General features: G+C 69.1%; 20 protein-coding genes and 1 pseudogene. 12 read left to right on the top strand and 9 right to left on the bottom strand.

Annotated elements, in window-relative coordinates:
• The first annotated feature begins 127 nt into the window (after positions 1-127).
• From dapE to FV560_RS17455, 4 genes are all read left to right on the top strand, one after another.
• Complete coding sequence (gene dapE / locus FV560_RS17470; protein ID WP_159622848.1) at positions 128-1,270, top strand: succinyl-diaminopimelate desuccinylase; 1,143 nt, start codon at positions 128-130, stop codon at positions 1,268-1,270.
• Positions 1,267-2,082: an LOG family protein gene (locus FV560_RS17465; protein WP_159622847.1), complete on the top strand. Its 816-nt coding sequence runs from the start codon at positions 1,267-1,269 to the stop codon at positions 2,080-2,082. Before dapE ends, FV560_RS17465 begins: the two co-directional genes overlap by 4 nt.
• 283 nt (positions 2,083-2,365) lie before the next feature.
• A complete protein-coding gene (locus FV560_RS17460; RefSeq protein WP_159622846.1) occupies positions 2,366-2,533 on the top strand; it encodes a DUF3117 domain-containing protein in 168 nt (55 codons plus the stop codon).
• Between the two features lie 2 nt (positions 2,534-2,535).
• Entirely contained in the window at positions 2,536-4,056 is a 1,521-nt protein-coding gene (locus FV560_RS17455; RefSeq protein ID WP_159622845.1) for a leucyl aminopeptidase family protein, read from the top strand.
• Between the two features lie 115 nt (positions 4,057-4,171).
• Here FV560_RS17455 and FV560_RS17450 read toward each other — a convergent pair whose 3' ends face one another.
• Positions 4,172-5,644, bottom strand: coding sequence for an MDR family MFS transporter (locus FV560_RS17450; RefSeq protein ID WP_235020199.1), 1,473 nt, complete (start codon positions 5,642-5,644; stop codon positions 4,172-4,174).
• 212 nt (positions 5,645-5,856) lie between these two features.
• Positions 5,857-6,729: an O-methyltransferase gene (locus FV560_RS17445; protein ID WP_476748643.1), complete on the bottom strand. Its 873-nt coding sequence runs from the start codon at positions 6,727-6,729 to the stop codon at positions 5,857-5,859.
• Between FV560_RS17445 and sigE the strand changes: the two genes are divergently transcribed.
• From sigE to FV560_RS17425, 5 genes and pseudogenes are all read left to right on the top strand, one after another.
• Positions 6,694-7,323 (top strand): RNA polymerase sigma factor SigE, encoded by a 630-nt coding sequence (gene sigE, locus FV560_RS17440; RefSeq protein WP_200837772.1) that lies wholly within the window; start codon positions 6,694-6,696, stop codon positions 7,321-7,323. The genes FV560_RS17445 and sigE overlap by 36 nt on opposite strands.
• Positions 7,320-7,385, top strand: a pseudogene (locus FV560_RS20700) (hypothetical protein); the annotation flags it as partial. The gene sigE and the pseudogene FV560_RS20700, both read left to right, overlap by 4 nt.
• Positions 7,386-7,430: 45 nt before the next feature.
• Positions 7,431-8,213: a hypothetical protein gene (locus tag FV560_RS17435; protein WP_235020198.1), complete on the top strand. Its 783-nt coding sequence runs from the start codon at positions 7,431-7,433 to the stop codon at positions 8,211-8,213.
• Positions 8,214-8,341: 128 nt separating this feature from the next.
• Positions 8,342-9,451 carry a S1C family serine protease gene (locus FV560_RS17430; RefSeq protein WP_235020197.1) on the top strand — a complete coding sequence of 370 codons (1,110 nt, stop codon included), beginning with the start codon at positions 8,342-8,344 and terminating at the stop codon, positions 9,449-9,451.
• A gap of 111 nt (positions 9,452-9,562) precedes the next feature.
• Entirely contained in the window at positions 9,563-10,060 is a 498-nt protein-coding gene (locus tag FV560_RS17425; protein ID WP_159622859.1) for a twin-arginine translocase TatA/TatE family subunit, read from the top strand.
• A gap of 3 nt (positions 10,061-10,063) precedes the next feature.
• On the opposite strand, the gene FV560_RS17420 is transcribed toward FV560_RS17425, so the two are convergent.
• Genes FV560_RS17420 through FV560_RS17410 form a run of 3 tightly spaced genes read right to left on the bottom strand, consistent with a single transcriptional unit; the run spans position 10,064 to position 13,082 of the window.
• Positions 10,064-11,206, bottom strand: a complete 1,143-nt coding sequence (locus FV560_RS17420) for an Mrp/NBP35 family ATP-binding protein (protein WP_159622841.1) — start codon at positions 11,204-11,206, stop codon at positions 10,064-10,066.
• Between the two features lie 9 nt (positions 11,207-11,215).
• Positions 11,216-11,806, bottom strand: coding sequence for a DUF1003 domain-containing protein (locus tag FV560_RS17415; protein ID WP_159622840.1), 591 nt, complete (start codon positions 11,804-11,806; stop codon positions 11,216-11,218).
• Complete coding sequence (locus FV560_RS17410) at positions 11,799-13,082, bottom strand: magnesium transporter MgtE N-terminal domain-containing protein (protein ID WP_159622839.1); 1,284 nt, start codon at positions 13,080-13,082, stop codon at positions 11,799-11,801. Before FV560_RS17410 ends, FV560_RS17415 begins: the two co-directional genes overlap by 8 nt.
• Before the next feature lie 123 nt (positions 13,083-13,205).
• On the opposite strand from FV560_RS17410, the gene FV560_RS17405 reads away from it, so the two are divergent.
• Complete coding sequence (locus FV560_RS17405; protein WP_159622838.1) at positions 13,206-13,715, top strand: YflT domain-containing protein; 510 nt, start codon at positions 13,206-13,208, stop codon at positions 13,713-13,715.
• Positions 13,716-13,778: 63 nt separating this feature from the next.
• On the opposite strand, the gene FV560_RS17400 is transcribed toward FV560_RS17405, so the two are convergent.
• Both FV560_RS17400 and FV560_RS17395 read right to left on the bottom strand, forming a co-directional pair.
• On the bottom strand, positions 13,779-15,242 hold the full coding sequence (locus tag FV560_RS17400) for a DUF2079 domain-containing protein (protein WP_159622837.1): 1,464 nt from the start codon (positions 15,240-15,242) through the stop codon (positions 13,779-13,781).
• Between the two features lie 4 nt (positions 15,243-15,246).
• The gene (locus FV560_RS17395) at positions 15,247-16,818 is read right to left on the bottom strand and encodes an aminopeptidase P family protein (protein ID WP_159622836.1); all 1,572 of its coding nucleotides are present in this window, start codon (positions 16,816-16,818) and stop codon (positions 15,247-15,249) included.
• Positions 16,819-16,894: 76 nt separating this feature from the next.
• Here FV560_RS17395 and FV560_RS17390 point away from each other — a divergent pair, with 76 nt between their 5' ends.
• Together FV560_RS17390 and FV560_RS17385 are read left to right on the top strand one after the other, a co-directional pair.
• The gene (locus FV560_RS17390; protein ID WP_200837770.1) at positions 16,895-17,737 is read left to right on the top strand and encodes a PHP domain-containing protein; all 843 of its coding nucleotides are present in this window, start codon (positions 16,895-16,897) and stop codon (positions 17,735-17,737) included.
• Positions 17,734-18,351 carry a MarC family protein gene (locus tag FV560_RS17385; protein WP_159622834.1) on the top strand — a complete coding sequence of 206 codons (618 nt, stop codon included), beginning with the start codon at positions 17,734-17,736 and terminating at the stop codon, positions 18,349-18,351. The genes FV560_RS17390 and FV560_RS17385 overlap by 4 nt, the downstream gene beginning before the upstream one ends.
• Positions 18,352-18,478: 127 nt before the next feature.
• On the opposite strand, the gene FV560_RS17380 is transcribed toward FV560_RS17385, so the two are convergent.
• Both FV560_RS17380 and FV560_RS17375 read right to left on the bottom strand, forming a co-directional pair.
• Complete coding sequence (locus tag FV560_RS17380; RefSeq protein WP_420853387.1) at positions 18,479-20,077, bottom strand: DEAD/DEAH box helicase; 1,599 nt, start codon at positions 20,075-20,077, stop codon at positions 18,479-18,481.
• A 217-nt stretch (positions 20,078-20,294) separates the two neighbouring features.
• The gene (locus tag FV560_RS17375) at positions 20,295-21,032 is read right to left on the bottom strand and encodes a DUF4386 domain-containing protein (RefSeq protein WP_200837768.1); all 738 of its coding nucleotides are present in this window, start codon (positions 21,030-21,032) and stop codon (positions 20,295-20,297) included.
• Between the last annotated feature and the right edge of the window lie 13 nt (positions 21,033-21,045).

Genomic DNA, 21,045 nt, shown 5'->3' with positions numbered 1-21,045 from the left:
CCCGCCCAAGCCCTCAACCAACTCCTCACTGTCGCAACGACCACTTGACATTGGGCGCCGTTCTGCGACACTCATGCCACCCTCGTGGCGCGCACCAGCCAGGTCTGCGGGTGGTTAGGCTCGGACCATGCCCGACACCCCCGCCGCACTGCCTGACCCGCGTGAGGTCGACCCGGTCACCCTGACCCGGGCGATCTGCGACATCCCCAGCGTCAGCGGGGACGAGGCGATGCTTGCCAACGCTGTCGAAGACCTGCTGCTGACCGCCGACCATCTCGATGTCCACCGCGACGGTGACACGATCGTGGCGCGGACCCATCTGGGCCGCGACCGGCGCGTGGTGATCGCCGGACACCTGGACACCGTCCCCATCCAGGACAACCTCCCCACCCAGCTGCTCCACCGTGAGGGCGCGGAGATCCTCTGGGGCCGGGGAAGCGTCGACATGAAGGGTGGCGTCGGCGTCGCACTGCACCTGGCTCTCACCCTGACCGACCCGGTGGTCGACGTCACCTGGGTGTTCTACGACAACGAAGAGGTCGAGGCCACCAAGAACGGCCTCGGCCGGGTCGTACGCACCCACCCGGACTGGCTCGCCGGCGACTTCGCGGTCCTCGGCGAACCCACGGCCGGGGGCATCGAGGGCGGATGCAACGGCACCCTCCGCGTGGAGGTCCGCACCCGGGGCACCACCGCCCACTCGGCCCGCGCGTGGAAGGGACACAACGCCATCCACGACGCCCACGAGATCCTCGCCCGGCTCGCCGCCTACCCGCCCGCTGAGGTCGAGGTGGACGGTCTGGTCTACCGCGAGGGGATGAACGCCGTCGGGATCCGTGGTGGCATCGCCACCAACATGATCCCGGACGAGTGCGTGGTGACCGTGAACTACCGGTTCGCCCCCTCGGCGACCGTGGATGAGGCGTACCAGCACGTGCGGGAGTTGTTCGACGGTTTCGAGATCGAGCTCACCGACTCTGCCGCAGGCGCACGCCCCGGTCTGGACGCGCCGGCTGCACAGGACTTCCTGAACGCCGTGACCGCCGTCACCGGGGGTGAGGCGGGCCCGAAGTACGGCTGGACGGACGTGGCCCGGTTCACCGAGCTCGGGATCCCGGCCGTCAACTTCGGCCCCGGTGACCCCTCGCTTGCGCACGCTGACGACGAGCACGTCCCCACCGACCAGATCCGTACCTGCGCGGCCGCCCTGGCCGCCTGGTTGACCACGCCGGCCGGTGAGCCCTCCGGCGAGACGAAGGAGCGTTCATGACCACCGAGCCGCAGCACACCCGTACCGGTCAGTACTGGAAGGGACCGGTCCAGCTGCGTGGCCGGCAGATCCCGGAGAAGACGACCGACGAGCGCCTCCTGGAACCCTCGGACGGCACCGACTGGGTGCACTCGGACCCGTGGCGGGTGCTGCGCATCCAGGCCGAGTTCGTCGAAGGGTTCGGCGCGCTCGCCGAGCTCGGGCCCGCCGTGAGCGTCTTCGGATCCGCCCGCACCAAGCCCGACGAGCCCGACTACGAGCTCGCACAGGACATCGCACGGCGGATCGTCGAGGCCGGATATGCGGTTATCACCGGCGGCGGCCCCGGGGTGATGGAGGCGGCGAACAAAGGTGCCTATGACGCGGAAGGAATCTCCGTGGGTCTGGGTATCGAACTTCCCTTCGAGCAGGGAATGAACCGCTATGTGGACCTCGGCGTCAACTTCCGGTACTTCTTCGCCCGCAAGACCATGTTCGTGAAGTACTCCGAGGGATTCATCGTGCTGCCGGGCGGTTTCGGCACCATGGACGAGCTGTTCGAATCCCTCACGCTCGTGCAGACCAAGAAGGTGAAGCGGTTCCCGATCGTGCTCGTGGGCACCGACTTCTGGGGCGGGCTGGTGGACTGGATCCGCGGCACTCTCGCCGAGCGCGGCACGATCTCCGAGCACGACCTCGACCTGCTCCACGTCACCGACGACCCTGCCGAGGCGGTGGACGTGGTCGTGCGCGCCAACCGTAGCCGGCGCCGTGAGGAGATGGCTGCCGCGGCCGAGGCGGCTGCGCGCGCCGGAGCCAGCGGGCCGGAGTAACCCGTGTGGATCACCTGGGTCAGCTGGCTGCTGCTCGGCGTCTGCGCACTCGTCGCGGTCGTTGCGGCCGCCGTCTCCAGCGGGCGATGGCCGGCCTCGATGGGCGATCCCTACCCCGGTGACCGGGAGAATCCGTACCCGTTCGTGGGCCATGTGATGGAGTCCCGCGTCACACCTGACATAGAATGGGTACCGAAGAGCTCCACACCAGGTCGCGCGGGGGATGACACGCCCGCGACCGGCGAGGGCGCATCACGCGAGGAAGAAATAAGGGAGAACCCCCATGGCCGCCATGAAGCCCAGAACCGGTGACGGACCTCTCGAGGTCACCAAGGAGGGCCGTGGGATCATCATGCGCGTGCCGCTCGAAGGTGGTGGTCGCCTCGTGGTCGAACTCAAGCCGAGCGAGGCCGACGAGTTGAGCGCTGCCCTGACCGCCGTCGCCGGCTGAGGATGCCCCACCCCCCTACACTGACCACCGGACCATCTGCCCTCACCCGGCAGCAGCTGATCGACTGGGGCGATCAGGTCACGCTGGCGCTCGCCGTCGCCCCTGAAGATCACGACGGCGCAGCTCAGCCGGGTGTGTGTCTCGCCGAGGTGCCGGGGTACGAGACCGATCTGGCGGCCTGGGCTGCCGAGGCCGGCGCGAGCGGCGTAGCCGGTGAGGCCGTCACGGTGACGCTGCCGTCGGTGCCCATGTGGGACGGGCTTCCCCGGCGCGTGATCTTCCTCGGCATCGGGGACGGGGCGCCGCGGTCTGCTCGTCGGGCCGGTGCTGTCCTTGCACGCAGCACGCGCGGCCGGGAGCACGTGGTGCTCGCCACCGGTGACCTGATGACCGGTGACGCACTGACGGCCGTGGTCGAAGGCGTGCAGCTCGGTGCCTACGTGCCGCCCTATGTCGGTCGTCGTGAGCAACCGGCCCCGGTCGGCCAGGTCACGATCTGCTCCGCAGCGGACACGGATGTCCAGGGCGCGGTGAACGACGGGTGCGTTGCCGCCGAGACCACACTCGTCAGCCGTCGGCTTGCTGCGGCTCCCTCGAACATCAAGTCTCCGCAGTGGCTGGCCGATCAGGCTGTCGAGTTGGGCCGTGAGCACGGGCTGCGGGTGCAGGTCCGTGACGAGCACTGGCTGGCCGAGCACGGTCTCAGCGGGATCCTCGCCGTCGGAGGTGGATCGGTGTCTCCGCCGCGGCTGGTCACCGTGGAGCACCCCGGATCCGGGACCGATCGTGCGCCGGTGGTCCTGGTGGGGAAGGGGATCACCTTCGACACCGGAGGGCTCTCGCTGAAGCCGCGCGAGGCGATGATCCCGATGAAGACCGATATGGCCGGTGCGGCCTCGGTTCTCGGTGCGGTGCTGGGTGCCGCCAGGTCCGGACTGCCAGTTCGGGTGGTCGGGGTGCTGCCGCTGGCCGAGAACGCGATCGGCGCCTCGTCCTACCGCCCCAGTGACGTCATCACCATGGTCGATGGCACCACCGTGGAGATCGGCAACACCGACGCCGAGGGACGGATGGTGCTCGCCGACGCGATGGCTTGGGCCCGTGCTGAGTATCAGCCGTCCACGCTCGTGGACGTGGCGACACTGACCGGGGCCGCGAGCCTCGGCCTCGGCAAGCGCCACGCGGCACTGTATGCGACCGACGACGCTCTCCGGCAGGAGCTGGAAGCAGCGGCCGTGCGCTCGGGAGAACAGGTGTGGGCGATGCCCTTGGTGGAGGAGTACCGCAGCGCTCTGGAGTCGAACGTCGCCGACCTCTCCCACATCGCCACCGACGCGAAGGTCGGTGGCGGCTCGATCACGGCTGCTCTTTTCCTCCAGCATTTCGCCGGTGACCAACCGTGGGCGCACCTGGATATTGCTGGGCCGGCTCGCGCGGCCGCGAATGAGCACGAGGTCAGTCAGGGGGCCACCGGGTTCGGAGCGCGGCTGCTGCTGCGCTGGTTGCAGGCGTTGGACTGGTAGGTCGCCTCACATCCTGCCGGCAGCACCACGTTCCTGCCGGGCAGCACCACGTCTTCCCGCCGACGTCCTCCGCTCAGGGCTGGCTGCTCAGGGCTGGCTGCTCAGTGCTCAGTGCTCAGTGCTCAGCGGCGACCGGTGCGTCCGACTCCTCGGGCTTGGTGATGAAGAACGCCAGCACCACGGCAACCGCGGCGATGCAGCCGGCGATGAAGAACGCGTTCTGGGCGCCGGGTGCGCCGGCTTCGGCCACGGACAGCCCCTCGGCCCGCCCGGCGTGCAGCGCGGTGGAGTAGACCGAGATCAGCAGCGCGGTCCCTGCCGCACCGGCGACCTGCTGCAACGTGTTCAGCGCCGCGGAGCCGTGCGAGTAGAGCGAGCGTTCGAGCGAGCCCAGCGAAGCTGAGAACAGCGGAGTGAACGAACCGGCCAGGCCCAGCGACATGGCGATCTGCGTACACACCAGCAACGCCACCGGCGTCTGCAGATCGGCGCTCGAGTACACGAACATCGCAGCCGTGATCAGGATCGTCCCGGGCACCAGCAAGGTGCGGGGGCCACGCGCATCGTAGAGGCGTCCCATGAGGGGGCCGAGCAGTCCCATGATGACCGAACCCGGCAGGAGCACCAGTCCCGACTGGGTCGCGCCCAGCCCGACCACATTCTGCAGATACTGCGGCAGCAGCGAGAACGTGCCGAACATCGACAGCGCCACGATGGACATGATGATGACCGCGATGACGTAGTTGCGTGAGGTGAACACCCGCAGGTCGAGCAGCGCGGCACTGCGGCGCTGCAGCGCGAGCTGGCGCCAGACGAAGACGCCGAGGAACACCACGCCCGCGGCGACGGCGGACCAGGGCAGGACGTCGCCGCCGTTCGATGCACCGCCCGACTCACCACCGTGCCCGCCACCGAGCCGGCTCAGGCCGTACACGATGCCTCCGAAGGCGAGAGCGGAGAGCACGATGGAGATCACGTCGATCGGCGCTCGGGTGGTGACTCCGAGGTTGGTGAGCCAGCGCGCCCCCAGCGTCATCGCGACCAGTGCGATGGGCAGGACGATCCCGAACAGCCAGCGCCACCCGAGGCTGTCGAGCACGACACCTGAGAGCGTCGGTCCGATCGCCGGGGCGAGGGCGATGACCATCCCCACACGCCCCATCATGCGGCCGCGGGAGTGGGCAGGCACCACGTTCATGATGGTCGTCATCAACAGCGGCAGCATGATGCCGGTACCGGCCGCCTGGACCACCCGGCCGGCGAGAAGGGTGAGGAAACCCGGCGCGACGAGGCAGATCGCGGTCCCCAGCACGAATGACGTGATCGCTGCCAGGAAGATCTGCCGGGTGGTGAACCGCTGGATGAGGAATCCGGTCGTCGGGATCACCACGGCCATCGTCAACATGAAGGCACTCGTGAGCCACTGACCCTGCTCAGGGGGGATGCCGAGACTCCGGTTCAGCTCGGGGATGGCGATGGCCATCGTGGTCTCGTTGAGGATGGCCACGAACGCGGCCGCCAACAGCAGCCAGATCACCTTCAAGCCTGCGGGGTCGATCTCCTCGGCCCGGCTTGGCTGGGCAGGCACAGTTGTCGTATCAGCATTCACAGGATGGCTCCGCAGCAGAAGAGGGACCGAGGCAGGCGGCACAGGGGGACTGCGGCAGGGGAAAGGCCCCCGCAGGCAGTCAGTTCATCCTAACGAGGGTAGGCACGTGAATTATTTCGAGCCGGGTGATCCTGGCCCCATACCTGAGCGTGTCAGAGGTTCCGCCAGCAGGTATCGCCTGGCGGAACTTCCTAGCGGAGTACCGCCACGAGTAGCCCGTCACCCACGGGCAGCAGGCTCGGCAGGAGACGCTCGTCCTCGCGGATCCGGCGGCCGAGTTCGCGCATCGCGACGGTCTGTTCGTCGCGCCGGGCCGGGTCGGCCACCCGGTCGTGCCACAGCGCATCCGTGACGGCGAGGATCCCGCCGGTGCGCAGCATCCGGATCGCCTGATCGGCGTCGTCGGAGGTCTCGGCAGGGTCGCCGTCGATGACCACCATGTCGTAGGCGGAGTCCGCCAGCCGGGGCAGGACGTCGAGGGCCCGGCCGGAGATGGTGCGCGTGCGCGTGGAGCGCACCTGCGCGGTCGCAAACGCCTCCTTCGCGGCGCGTTGGTGCTCCACCTCGACGTCGATCGTGGTCAGCACCCCGTCGGTCGCCATCCCCTCGAGCAGCCACAGGCCCGAGACCCCGGTCCCGGTTCCGACCTCGGCCACCGCATGTGCCTTCGCCGCCGCCGCGAGCATGCGCAGCGCCGCACCAGTCCCTGGCGAGACGGGTGTGACGCCCAGCTCCTCGGCGCGGCCGCGGGCAGCCTGGATCGGTTCGGTCTCGACGAGGAAGTCCTCGGTGTAGGCCCAGCTCTGGGCCTTGTCGGCAGCGATGGTGGGCCTCCAGGGGGTGCGGCGAGAGCAGCGGACGGGTGCCCCGATGGTAGCGCCGAGGAGCCGCGCGGGCCGGGAGGCGCCCAGCAGAGGTCTGCAAGCTGGTCCCAGAAGACTCCTGGGCTGTGGGAGCCGGGCTGATGGTGGTGGCCGGACCGTCTTCTCAGGAAGTTCCCAGGTTGCCGACGTAGCATGGGTGATGTCATGGACACCACATCGCCGCTGCCGACCGCCGACCACCTGGCCGCCGATGCCGGGCGCGCCGACGGACTCTGGCAGCCTCCTACCTGGGAACAGATCGTCCGCGACAACTCCGACCGGGTATTCCGGCTGGCGTACCGCCTGACCGGCAATCGCGCTGATGCCGAAGACCTCACGCAAGAGGTGTTCGTGCGAGTGTTCCGCTCGCTGAACTCGTATTCGCCCGGCACGTTCGAGGGGTGGCTGCACCGCATCACCACGAACCTGTTCCTCGACGGGCAGCGCCGAAAGAAGCGGATCCGGTTCGATGCGCTGGGACCGGCCGCCGAGCGGGTGCCGGCTTCCGGGGAGTCCGGCTCTCCGGAGCGGCGATTCGAACACGACCACCTCGACTCCGACATCCAAGCCGCACTGGACGGGATGAAACCGCAATACCGTGCCGCTGTCGTGCTCTGTGATATCGAGGGCCTCTCCTATGAGGAGATCGCCGCCGTCCTGGATGTCTCGATGGGAACTGTCCGGTCACGGATCCACCGCGGTCGGGCCCAGTTGCGCAAGGCGCTGGCTCACCGAGCCCCGAGCCCGCGTGCCGCCGAACCCGCACCCGTTCTCCGGCCGGAGGGCGCCCTGTGAGCCACCTGGGTCCCCTTGTCTCACCCTTCGTCGACGGCCAACTCACGCCCACCAGAGCGGCGCGTGCACAACAGCACCTGTCCGACTGCGCGGCGTGCCGTGCCCAGGTGGAGGCGGAGAGGGCCTGCCGCGACACGGCGCGGTCGGCCCAGGCGATCCCGGCTGGTCCCGATCTGACCGAACGTCTGCTGGCCCTGAGCATCCCGGACAGCACCTCCGGTCGGTTCGCCGGTTCCGGTGAGGTGGAACGTGCGGTGCGCAGCACCCGGCTGCGGGTGGTCTCCGGCGCGGTTGCCTCGGTGGGGGTTTTCGTCGTGGCGCTGTTCGTCCTCGGCGGTCAGCAGCGTTCGGTCGATGACCTGACGGCGATGGTTCCTCAGCTCAAGGATCCGGCGGTTCTCGCCGGCAGCCAAGTCTCCAGTGCCGTCGGGTCCTCCAGCGCTACAGGGATCTCCGGGCCTGGTCGTGAGCAACTCTCCGGGACCGTCTTGGACTGGATGGCGGCGGCCGGCTGGTCTGCCCCGGATCGGCTGCCGACCGGGATGCGGGTGGAGAACGTCGCGGTGATCGACGATCCCGATGCCGGAGCCCCTGTTCTGCAGCTCGACATCGCCGGTGACGCCGGCGTGGTCCACGTGACAGAGCAGCACGGAGTGCTCGACCCGGCCATGACCGCAGCGCTGGAACCGGTGATCATCGGTGGGCACGAGGTATTCCACGTCGCCGGCGACTGGTGGGTCGCGCAGTGCGGCGGATCGGTCGTCGCAGTCTCCTCGGGTGAGGATCCGACTGCGGCGCACGCGCTCATCGCAGAGCTTGGCGACGGTCAGTCCCCGGGAGTCGTGGATCGTCTCACCAACGGTCTGCAGGTCCTGCTGGCCGGATCGTGACCTGGCACCCACCCGAGCCGCCGCGCGAACTCACCACATCGGTGGGTTCGCCAGTCGCGGCCGCTTCCACCCCGGAGCCACCACGAGCAGCCTCGGCCGCACCGGGTGTGTCTTCACGGTCAGAGGAGTTGAGCGCTGTCCCTGCTCGCCGTCGGCGTGGCGTGCCAGGGGGGATGGTCGCACTGCTGATGCTGCTGAGCCTGCTCATCGGGCTGATCGCCGGGGCGATCGGTGGCGCCCGGCTGATGACGACTCCCGACGCCAGCCTGCCTGACCCGGCAGGATCGTCGGCACCACCGGACCGGGAGCTCACTGAGGGATCGGTCGCCGCGATCGCAGCGGACGTGCTACCCAGCACCGTCTACATCCGTACCCGTACCGGGGGCGCCGGTGGCTCGGGCAGCGGATTCGTGCTGCGCGAGGATGGCTACATCGTGACCAACCACCACGTGATCACCACGGCCGAACAAGTGACCGTGGTGCTCTCCGACGGGAACCAGGTGGAGGCCGACGTCGTCGGTTCGACCGTGGACTACGACCTTGCGGTCCTGCATGTGGACGTCGATGGCCTGGAGCCGCTGGTACTCGGTGACTCCGACGCCCTGCGGGTTGGTGACCCGGTGGTGGCGATCGGCGCACCACTCGGTCTGGAAGGCACGGTGACTGCGGGGATCGTCAGCGCACTGAACCGACCGGTCAGCGTACCTGGTGAGGAGGGCGCATCATTCCTCAACGCCATCCAGACCGATGCCGCGATCAACCCGGGCAACTCCGGCGGCCCGCTCGTCAACGCCGCCGGGCAGGTGATCGGGGTGAACTCCGCAATCGCCTCGACGGCCAGTTCGCCCACGGCTGCCGGCAGTGTGGGCCTGGGATTCGCCATCCCCAGCACGCAGGTGCGCCGGACGGCTGAGCAGCTCATCGAGACCGGTACCGCGACATACCCCATCATCGGAGCCACGCTGGATGGCCAGTACCAGGGCGAAGGAGTACAGGTCCTGACGGAGGGCTCCGACGCCGATCTTCCGCCGCTGGTGCCGGGCGGGCCCGCGGAGCAAGCCGGGTTGGAACCCGGTGACGTGATCGTCGCGATCGACTCTGAGCCGGTGACCTCTGCCGATGAGCTGATCGTCAAGATCCGGGCACACGCTCCCGGTGACGTCGTCACGTTGACCGTCCGTGAGGACGGTTCCGACCGTGACGTGGAGGTCACCCTCGGGGAGCAGGAGAGTGAGTGAGAGGTGCGTGCTGGGGCGACGTATAGCAGGCTTCGCCTTATCCGTGCGATCTCTGAGTCAGTGCGGATGCACGGGGCACCCGTTCGCTGAGGCTAGGCTGCTCCTGTGCAGATGAACGTCGAGGAGCTCCTGATCATCGCAGTCGTTGCGGTGATCCTGATCGGTCCTCAGCATCTGCCCAAGTACGCCGAGCAGCTCGCGCGGCTGGTGCGCACCCTGCGTGACATGGCCCGGGGAGCCACCGAGTCGATCCGTGAGGAACTCGGACCGGACGCCGACCTGGACTTCACCAAGCTCGACCCGCGTCAGTATGACCCGCGGCGGATCGTGCGGGATGCCCTGTTGGACGAGGTGAACCCGAATGGTTCCCGGACCAAGCCCAGCGGCACGGGCACACGGAACCGGTCGACATCCAGTGCGGCACGAGCGGCTGGTGCGACGTCAGCGGCTGCGTCGACTGCCACGAGCACCGAGGACGTGTCCGAGGAGATGGCGGAGGATGGCGCCGAGGATGGCGTGACCACCGCGACCGAGGGTGCGGCCACCGAGACCGAGACGGTTGAGAGTCCGCTCGCGAACGGCGCCCCGTTCGACGACGAAGCCACCTGAGGTTCAGCCGACGGGGGAGATCGACAGTTTGCGCCCCGCGAGGCCGCGCTGGCGTGTCCCGAGAGTGCGTGCCACGTCGCGAAGTACGGTCGCGGCCTCGGAGTCGTCGTCAGAGGTGACCAGTGGGGCTCCCGAGTCTCCGCCCTCACGCAGTGCCACTTCCAGCGGCACCTGCCCCAGGAGGGGAACCTCGGCGCCGAGAGTCTCAGAGAGCTGCTCGGCGACCCGCTGGCCCCCACCGGAGCCGAAGACCTCCAAGCGTGAACCGTCCTGCTGCACCATCCAGGACATGTTCTCGATCACCCCGGCCACCCGCTGCTTGGTCGCCTGCGCCATCGCCCCCGCCCGCTCGGCGACCTCCGCGGCGGCCAGCTGTGGTGTGGTGACGACCAGCAGTTCAGCGTCCGGCAGCAGCTGGGCCACCGAGATGGCGATGTCGCCTGTGCCCGGGGGCAGATCCAGCAGCAGCACGTCCAGGTCACCCCAGAACACGTCTGCCAGGAACTGCTGCAACGCCCGGTGCAGCATCGGGCCACGCCAGACGACGGCGCGGCCGGGTTCGGTGAACATCCCGATCGAGATGACCTTCACGTCGCCGGCCACCGGCGGGAGGATCATGTCGTCCACCTTGGTGGGCGGGAGTTCGACTCCGAGCATCCGAGGCAACGAGAAGCCGTACACATCGGCATCCACCACGCCCACCTTGAGACCCTCGGCGGCCATCGCGGCGGCGAGGTTCGCCGTCACCGTGGACTTGCCGACCCCGCCCTTGCCGGAAGCCACGGCGTAGACCTTGGTCAGGTTGTCCGGCTGCGCGAACGGGATCACCGGCTCGGCCATCCCACCACGGAGCTTGGTGCGCAGGGCAGTGCGCTCCTCGTCCGTCATGACGGTCATGCTCACCTCGGTGCGCGCGACACCCTCGACGGCGTCGGATGCGTTGGTGACGTCCCGCGTGATGGTCTCGCGCAGCGGGCAGCCGGACGTCGTCAGGGCGATCGTGACCTGAACCGCCGCACCATCGTCACCCTCGCCGAGCACGACGACGTCGCGCACCATGTCGAGGTCGGTGATCGGCCGCCGGATCTCCGGGTCGAGCACCGAGGTCATGGCTTCGCGGACGCGTGCGATGAGCGCTTCAGACATACCTCGAGTCTACGTCCGCGACTCGCCGCCGCCGTCCGTGGGTGTGGTCCCCGATACACCGCGGTAGGTGGACTCGCTCCGGTGCTCTGTGCCTGGGCCGGCTGGCTGCTCGTCCAGACCGTGCACCTCGCGTTCGGCCTGCAGCTCCTCCAGCAGGCTGCGCAGCTCGCTGCGCACGAAGTCGCGGGTGGCGACGTCGTTCAGGGCGAGCCGAAGGGAGGCCATCTCCCGCGCCAGGAACTCGGTGTCAGCGAGATTGCGTTCGGCCCGCTGCCGGTCCTGTTCGGCCGTCACCCGGTCGCGGTCGGTCTGCCGGTCCTGCGCCAGCAGGATCAGCGGTGCCGCGTAGGACGCCTGGAGCGAGAGCATCAGGGTCAGGAGCGTGAAGTTCAGCGCCCGCGGGTCGAACTGCAGCGACTCCGGTGCGAGCGAGTTCCATGCCAGCCACGTTCCACAGAACAGCGTCATGTACAGCAGGAACCGTGGTGTTCCCATGAACGTGGCGATCGCCTCAGCGGCCTTGCCGAAAGCATCCTTGTTCCTGCGGCGGGGGAACAGGCGGCGACGGTTCGTCCGTGGCGTGTCGAGACGATCAGACACCGTTGCCTCCCATCGCCGCGTCGGTCACCTCGTCGTCGGCCTCCCGCCAATCGTCAGGGAGCAGGTGGTCGAGCACGTCGTCGACACTGACGGCGCCGAGCAGTCGGCGCTGCTCGTCCACCACCGGCAATGCCGTCAGGTTGTAGGTGGCCAGCAGCCGCGTGATCCGGCCGATCGGCGCCTGCGGTCCCACGGCTTCGATGTCCTTGTCCAGCAGGCCACCGATGGCCTCGTGCGGCGGCTCACGCAGCATCCGTTGCAGATGGATGACGCCGAGCAGCCTCCCGGTCGGGGTCTCCTGCGGGGGACGGGTGACGAAGATCATCGCCGCCAGGGCGGGGGTGACGTCCTGGCGGCGCGCGTGCGCCAAGGCCGTTGCCACCGACGCTTCGGGGCCGAGCATCACCGGTTCGGTCGTCATCAGACCACCCGCGGTGTCGTCGTCGTAGACCAGCAGCCGGCGCACGTCCTCGGCCTCGTCCGGCTCCATCAGATCCAGCAGCTCGCTCGCCTTGTGCGTCGGGAGCTCGGCGATCAGGTCGGCCGCATCGTCGGGCTGCATCTCGTCGAGCACCTGTGCGGCACGCTGAGCGGCGAGGGCGGAGAGGATGGCCACGCGGTCGTCGTCACCGAGCTCTTCGAGGACATCGGCCAGCCGCTCGTCGGGAAGGGCCGCTGCGACCTCGATGCGGCGCCGTTCGGGCAGATCGTGCACCACATCCGCGAGGTCGGCGGGCTTGAGATCATCCATCGTCGCCAGCAGCGCTGTCGCGCCCTGCTGCGCCGCTGAGGGGGCCAGCCCCGTGATGTCGGTGACATCGATCACCGACGTGTGCCCGCGTCCGAAGAAGCGCCGACCGGTGCCAGGTCTTTCGTCCCTGACGAACAGCTTGGTCACCAGCCAGTCGCGGTTGCGCTGCTGCTCCAGGCCGACGTCCTGGATGGTGACGTCCCCGCTGCCGTCCCGCAGCGAGACAACGCGGTCGAGCAGCTGACCCATCACGAGGGTCTCGGCCGCACGCCGCTGGAACCGGCGCAGGTTCAGCAGCCCGTTCGTGATGACGGCGCCGGGATCGATCGCCGTCACCCGGGAGAGCGGGAGGAAGACCCGGCGCTTGCCCGGCACCTCCACCACCAGCCCGACGGCGCGTGGCGCCTGGCGTACCCGCAGCAGCACCACCACGTCGTGCACCCGGCCCACGCGATCCCCGAGGGGGTCGAAGACGCCGATCCCGGCGAGCCGGGCGACGAAGATGCGCGTGGTGGTCGTGCTCACAGTGGTCAGCCTATGTCAGCCGGGCCCGCACGGGCAGATGGGCGAGGCACGAGATCGCCGGAGTTCGACCCAACGGTGACGTCATGGATGACACCGTCGGTGCTGGTGGGGGACAATGGCCCCATGCCAGCCATGAATCCGACCGACCCGCGGGCCGGGATGCAGCCGCGCGGTGAAGAGATCGCCACCTATGACAGCTACCTCGAGGCCCAGCGTGCGGTCGACTTCCTCGCAGATCGCGAGTTCCAGGTGAGCGCCGTGACCATCGTCGGCACCGACCTGAAGATGGTGGAGCGGATCACGGGTCGGCGTACCTACCCGAACGTCGCGCTGCGGGGCGCGGCTTCTGGTGCCTACTTCGGTTTCTTCATCGGCATTCTGCTGTACCTCTTCGGTGGGGATCTCGTGACGGCACTGCTCCCGGCCCTGCTGCTCGGTGCTGGGGCGGGGATGCTGTTCGCGGTGATCGCCTATGCGATGTCCGGCGGCAAGCGTGACTTCACCTCCACCTCCCAGGTGGTGGCCGGATCCTTCGCGATCCTGTGTCTTGCGGAGAAGGCGGCCGCAGCCCGTGAACTGCTCGGAACCCTGCCGCAGGAGCGTGGCGCTGAGCCGCCGTCCTTGGGCAATTGACGACGGACCCGACACCGACGGACCCGCCTGCAGCCGACGAGTCGGCAGCCGCTCGCGGACGGCTCACCCCACCCGCTCGGCCACCAGGAACCCATCCGCGTCGAGCACTTCGGTGAACACGCTTCCGGGGAACTTCGCAGTCGCATAGGCGACCACGTCCTGCGGAGGGTCCTGGCCGTACACTCCGGAGCCGGTGTGCACGACGACGTAGTCGACCGGATCGGGACCCACGGCTGCGCTGACGTTGCCCACCCAGTACACCGTGCTGCGGGGCGCCAGATAGGCCATGAGCGTGATATCGGTGGCGACGCTTGCCCCGTCCGGGATCGCCGCGAGCACCTGCTCGGCGCCCGCGACATCTGCCGAGTCACGGTAGTACCCGGCGTCGGTGAGCCGCCACAGCGGGAACTGGGTGGTGATGGCCACCGCCAGTGCCAGCAGGCCCGCACCGATCGCCGCGGCGTAGCGTCGCCACTGCAGGACCAGCAGTGCATCGACGGTGGCGCACAGCACCACCGGCATCAGGATCGCTGAGTAGTGCCAGTCGGTGCTCCAGTGGAAGGGCACGTCCGAGCTCAGGCGCCAGGCGAAGGTGGGCAGCGTGATCAGCGCGAGCGGGCTGCGTAGGGCGAGGAACGCCGTCGGCAGGAACACCATGACCACCAGGCTCGCCTTCGCGCCCGCACCGGTGAACAAGGTCCCGACGGCGGCCCCCGGGTCAGCGAGCAGTGTCGCCACGATCGAATCGTCGGCGTAGTCCCACACCCCGTCCGGGTTCAGGGCCGGGAGGACCACCTGTGTGACCAGCACGAACGCCCCGACCCCTCCGCCGACGGTCATCAGACCGAGCCGCCGCGATCCACGAAGTGCAGCGACCACGCCCACCATCGCCACCGTCAGACCGAGATCCTCCTTGATTCCCAGCAACGGCAACGCCCACAGCACGGCAGCCCGGTGGTCGCGCCGCACCAGCGCCGCGCAGCTGGCGGTCAGGAACGGGAGTGCGAGTGCGATTTCGTGGAACTGGGAGGCCACGGCGCTCTGCAGCCCCCATGAGAGTCCGTACGCGAGACCGATGAGCGAACCGGCACCCAGTCCCAGGTGCCGGACCGCGCACCCGGTGAGCACGGCCGCTGAGATTCCGATCAGCAGGTTCTGCAGCACCAGCAGGGTGAGCCCGGAGGGTGCGACGGCGTAGAAGGGAGCCAACAGCGCCAGGAGCGGATGAAAGTGATCGCCGAGGAGCATGAACCCCTCACCCTTGATCGGGACGACCGGACTGCGCAGCTCGGCGTAGGCGCGCAGCAGCTGGGTGAAGATGCCCAGGTCCCAGGATGGTGACTCGACGCGTGCCCACTGCCGTGCGGAGAACAGCACATACACGGCGCTGGTGAGCACACCCACGGCCGCCGCGGCCAGCAGGCGTGGGCGACCACGTACTCCGCCCCACCGGGCCCCGGGGTCGGGTGAGGTGGTCTCGTCGGCGGAAGGGCCGCCGTCGGGGAGGGCAGGTTCGGTGTCCGGCACGTGCTCAGGAACGCAACGAGGCCATCCAGGCCTCCACCTCATCGGGCCGGCGGGGCAGTGCTGCGGAGAGGTTCTCCACACCGGTGGCGGTGACCAGCACGTCGTCCTCGATGCGGACCCCGATCCCGCGGTACTCGGGCGGCACTGCCTCGTCGTCGGCCTTGAAGTACAGGCCCGGTTCGATCGTGAAGACCATACCCGGCACCAGTTCGGCATCGAGGTACATCTCGCGGCGGGCCTGGGCACAGTCGTGCACGTCGAGACCGAGGTGGTGACTCGTCCCGTGCGGCATCCACCGGCGGTGCTGTTGCCCGTCCGGGGTGAGTGCTTCCTCGGCGCTGACCGGGAGCAGGCCCCACTCGGCGAGCCGGTGCGCCAGCACGGTCACGGCGGCTGTGTGCACGTCGCGGAACTTCAGACCAGGCTTCGCGGCTGCGAACGCCGCGTCGGCGGCCTCGAGCACGGCCTGGTAGATCCGGCGTTGGACGTCGGTGAAGGTACCGTCCACCGGCAGGGTGCGGGTGACGTCGGCGGTGTAGAGGGAATCGACCTCCACACCGGCATCGACGAGGACCAGCTCACCGCTGCGCACCCGGCCGTCGTTGCGGATCCAGTGCAGGGTGGTGGCGTGGTCCCCGGCGGCGGCGATGGTGTCGTAGCCGGTGCCATTGCCCTCCTCCCGGGCGTGGGCGCCGAATGCTCCCTCGATCACCCGCTCGCCGCGGCGGTGCCCGGTGGCGCGAGGGAGCGCACGGACGATCTCGGCGAAGCCCTCGATGGTGGCGTCAACGGCGAGCCGGAGCTCGTTGATCTCCCACTCGTCCTTGACCAGGCGCAGCTCGGAGAGCGCCTCAGCGAGTGCAGCGTCCTCGGCGGCTCGCGCCTCGATGATCTCGGCACCGGTCTCCTGACCCGTGGCCGCACGCACGGACTCGACCAGGGCGGTCACGGCCTCGTCCGCCTCCGGGACCACCCGCAGCCGGACCTGACCGGCGTCCTTGGCGAGAGCGTCGCCGAGTTCGTCGATGTGTGCGCAGCTTATGCCTGTCCGGGCCTCCAGCTCCTCCAGCGTGGGCCGGGCACCCACCCAGAATTCCCCGTACCGGGCGTCGGCGTAGAACTCCTCGGTGTCCCGGGCTGCGAGCGGGCGGAAGTACAGGACGGCCTCGTGACCGCCGCCCAGCTCGGGGTGCAGCACGAGGACGGCGTCCGGCTCCTCGTCCGTGCCCAGCCCGGTCAGGTGCGCGAAGGCCGAGTGGGGGCGGAACCGGTAGTCGGTGTCATTCGAGCGGACCTTCAGCGGCCCGGCCGGGAGCACCAGCCGGTCACCGGGGAAGAGGTCGCCGAGCCGTTCCCGGCGGGCCTGGGCATGGTCGGCGACAGCGGCCCGGGAGGGTGAGCCCGGACGACGGGGTGCCCAGTCGGCGGCGATGAAGGTGCGGAAGGCGTCCGAGCTCGGGCGCTGGGATCGGTTCGAGCCGCGATCGGCGAGCTGTTGTCTGGTGTTGCTCTGCTCGTCGTGCTCGTCATGCCCGCTCGGTTCGGTGGGCGCGGTGACGTCCTCGGAAGAGACCATGCACCCATGATCGCAAACTCGTGCGGGGCACGGACCTACGCGGTCCCCCCCCCGTTCGTCTCGTATGCTGAACAGTGTGCGCATCGATCTCCACACGCATTCGCGCGTGTCCGACGGAACCTCCGCGCCCGCCGATCTGCTGGCTGAGGCTGCGACCGCCGGGCTCGACGTGGTGGCCCTGACCGACCACGACACCACCGCCGGGTGGGACGAGGCGGCGGCCGCGGTGCCGGAGACCGGAGTGGGGCTGCTGCGCGGTGCCGAGATCTCCTGTACGGCAGGAGGAATCAGCGTGCACCTGCTCAGCTATCTGCACGATCCCGACGATGCCCCCCTCGCCACCGAACTCGAGCGATCGCGTACGTCACGGGACGGTAGGGCCCGAGCCATCGTGGACCGGCTCTCCGGGGATTTCGACCTCACTTGGGAGGACGTCGCCGCACAGGCGGCTGACGGTGCCACTCTCGGCCGTCCGCACATCGCCGACGCGCTCGTGGCAGCCGGTGTGGTGCCTGACCGGTCGGCCGCCTTCACCTCGATCCTGGCGCCGTCGAGTCGCTACTACGTGCGCTACCACGCCCCGGACGCCGTCGAGGCCGTCCGGCTGGTGCGGTCCGCGGGTGGAGTGCCGGTGTTCGCGCACCCGCGAGCGAGTGCCCGGGGGCGGATCGTCGCCGACGCCGTCGTGCGTGAGATGGCGGATGCGGGTCTGGCCGGCCTGGAGGTCGACCACCGCGACCACACCGACGCCGACCGTGCCCGGCTGCGCGCGCTCGCCGGTGAGCTGGGACTGTTCGTCACCGGGGCGAGTGACTACCACGGGGTCGGCAAGCCGAACCGCCTGGGGGAGGAGACGTCGTCGGAAGCCGTGCTCGAAGCGATTGCGGCAGCTGGGTCGCTGGAGGTGCTGCTTCCGTGAGCGCAGTGATCGACGGGACTCTGTTCGCCACCACGTTCCTGACGTTGTTCGTGATCATGGACCCGCCCGGAACGGTGCCGGTCTTCCTCGCGCTGACGTCCACCATGACCGCCAAACAGCGCGCGAAGGCGGCGCTGCAGGCGGTCAGCGTGGCATTCGGCGTGATCGTGGTGTTCATGCTGTTCGGCCAGCACCTGCTGAACTTCCTGCACATCTCGGTGCCGGCGCTGCAGGCCTCGGGAGGCCTGTTGCTGCTGCTGGTGGCGATGGACCTGCTCACCGGCAAAACCGAGGAACCGACGCCGTCGGGAAAAGTGAACGTGGCACTGGTTCCGCTGGGGACGCCATTGCTGGCCGGCCCGGGTGCGATCGTCGCTGCGATGCTCGCGGTCCAGGGGTCCGAGGGCAGTGTGGCCGAGTGGGTCGCGATCGTGGCCGCGATCGTGGCGGTGCACCTCTGCCTGTTCCTGGCCATGCGGTTCGCCGGGATCATCCACCGGGTGCTGGGTGAGGGAGGCACCATTCTGGTGACGAGGATCGCGGGCCTGCTGCTGGCGGCCATCGCGGTGCAACTCATCGCCGACGCGGTGCGGGCGTTCGTACTGGCGGGCTGAGGCTCTCGGGGGTGGACCCTCGCGCCGAGACCATCGCTGCCGCCGACATGGTTGTCCCGGTGAGGTTGTCGTCGGTACTGGCGTCAGGATCGACGACAACCTCACCCGAGTGATTCGGTGGAGCGTGCTACTCGGTGGGACGGCCCCCGCGGGTGCGGCGGCGCCGGCGCCGGCGCTGCTGCCCCTCACCCCCGGTGTTCTCACTACCGTTTCCCGCGTGACGGCGGCTCTCACCCGAACGCTGTCCGTCACCACCACGGCCACGGCCGTCGCCACGTCCTGCGCCCCGGCCTCCCCGGCCCTCATCGGAGCGTCCGTGGCCGCGCCCGCGACCCTTGCCGCCGCCCTTGCCGGTCTCACCGAGATCCTCGACCGTTTCGGCTCCGAGTCCGGCGCGGGTGCGTGCCGCTCGCGGCAGCCGCCCCTTGGTGCCCTCGGGAATGCTGAGATCGGCGTACAAGTGTGCGGAGGAGGAGTAGGTCTCCGGCGGTTCGCCGAGCCCCAGCTCCAGGGTGCGGTCGATGAGGTTCCACTTGGGCATGTCGTCCCAGTCCACGAATGTGATCGCGGTCCCGGTGTTGCCGGCACGACCGGTGCGCCCGATGCGGTGCACGTAGGTCTTGTCGTCGTCCGGGCACTGGTAGTTCACCACGTGCGTGACGTCATCGATGTCGATACCGCGGGCAGCGACGTCGGTGGCCACCAGCACGTCGACCTTGCCGTTGCGGAAGGCGCGCAATGCTTGCTCTCGTGCGCCCTGGCCCAGGTCGCCGTGGATGGCCGCTGCGGCGAACCCGCGATCGTTGAGGTCGTCCGCCACCTTCGCACAGGTGCGCTTGGTGCGGGCGAACACGATCGTCAGCCCCCGGCCCTCAGCCTGCAGGATCCGGGCGAGCATCTCGACCTTGTCCATCGCGTGGGCACGGTAGGCAAGCTGGCGGGTGGTCTTGAGGGTGGCGCCCTCGTCACCCGGGTCGTGGGCGTGGATATGGGTGGGCCGCGTCATGTACCGGCGGGCCATCGCGATGACCGGGCCCGGCATGGTGGCCGAGAAGAGCATCGTGTGCCGCGTGGCCGGGGTGGAGGCGAGGAGGGTCTCCACATCCGGCAGGAAACCGAGGTCGAGCATCTCGTCGGCCTCGTCGAGCACCACGGTGCGCACCTTGCCGAGATCGAGGTGCCGCTGTTTGAGCAGGTCGATCATGCGGCCGGGAGTTCCGACGACCACCTCGACCCCCTTCTCGAGTGCCTCGATCTGCGGTTCGTAGGCGCGGCCCCCGTAGACCTGGAGCACACGGACCTTGCGGCGCCGCGAGGCCGTGGTCAGGTCACCGGCCACCTGTACTGCGAGCTCACGGGTGGGGACGATGACCAGCGCCTGCGGTTTGCCCGCGTCACGCAGATCGTCCCAGCCGTCCTCACCGGGCGCGATCACGCCCTGGAGCAGCGGTACGCCGAAGCCCAGGGTTTTGCCGGTGCCCGTCTTGGCCTGGCCGATGATGTCCCGGCCCTGCAGCGCCACGGGAAGGGTGAGCGCCTGGATCGGGAAGGGGTGGGTGATACCGACGTCGCTGAGCGCGCCGGCGATGTCGTCGCGGACGCCGAAATCGGCGAACGTCTTGGCGACCTCGGCGTGCGGGTCGGCGATCTCGCCGGCCTCGACTGTTTCGCTGACGAGGGCGTCGAGATTCTCGACAGCCTCGTCGGTCTGGATGTTGTCAGTCACGGATGTGAACCTGTTCGCTTCACGGTGGATCGCGCCGCACGCCCGCGCCCACGCTGCGCGGGTCGACGAGTCTCACCTGGTCGTGGTAGCCGATCGCAGAATGTCAGTGCCAGCCGTGCTGGCGAGTATCGCGTGATCTACCTGTTCGGGCGACCGGGCAACCGTGTACGCCATCCATGCTACTGCCTGGGCGTGCCGATCCCTCCGTTGGTGTGCGCTACGCCTCCTTCCGTGCTGCCGGTGTGCGCCGCACGCCGACGGCGATCAGATATCCCAGGGTCCAGAACTCGCCCACGGTGGCGGGCACGGTGAGCAAACCCGCGAGCGTGTCTGCTCCCGGCAGGAGGTAGGCCACGAACGCACTCAGCAGGTAGCCCGCGCCACCGACCACGAGCGTCCAGCCGAGCGGGGCCGGCAGCCAGCCGGAGGTGAGGACCAGATGGCCCATCGGGATCAGCCAGAGGCCGAAGAACGGCGTGCCCGCACTCCAGAAGTGATCGGCGATGACATAGGAGAGCTGCACCGTTCCGGCGGGATCCCCGGCGATTGCGCTCCCCGGGTCGGCGGCCACTGAGGCTGCGGTGGCCAGGAGAGTGGCGCTTCCCATGATCGCCACGGCGTTCATCAGCCCGAAGACCGCGAGCGCGGCCGCGGCGAACGGGCTCACGGTCCGGAAGAGGCGATAGAACCACAGGGCGGTGAGGGTCTGGGCGATGACAGCGCCCATTTCCAAGGCGACACCGAATCGGGTGAGGACAGAGTGTGCGTTCAGGTTCGCCAGTGTGGCGGCAGCATCATCGGGGACGAACAGCTGGCTGCGGATCGCCATGAAGCCCAGCATCCCCGTCACCCCGAGGCCCAGGTACAGCAGCCCGGTGATCCGTGCCGTCCGGACGCGCGTGTGCAGCTCGGCGGCCTCATTCGCTCCCAGAGTGGGCGGTGTGGTCGTTGTCATGGCGATCTCCCGT

The organism is Ruania rhizosphaerae, assembly GCF_009805705.1.
Taxonomy (GTDB): Bacteria; Actinomycetota; Actinomycetes; order Actinomycetales; family Beutenbergiaceae; genus Ruania; species Ruania rhizosphaerae.
The sequence above is the reverse complement of the archived record's forward strand: the minus strand, read 5'-3'. Positions and strand labels throughout refer to the sequence as shown.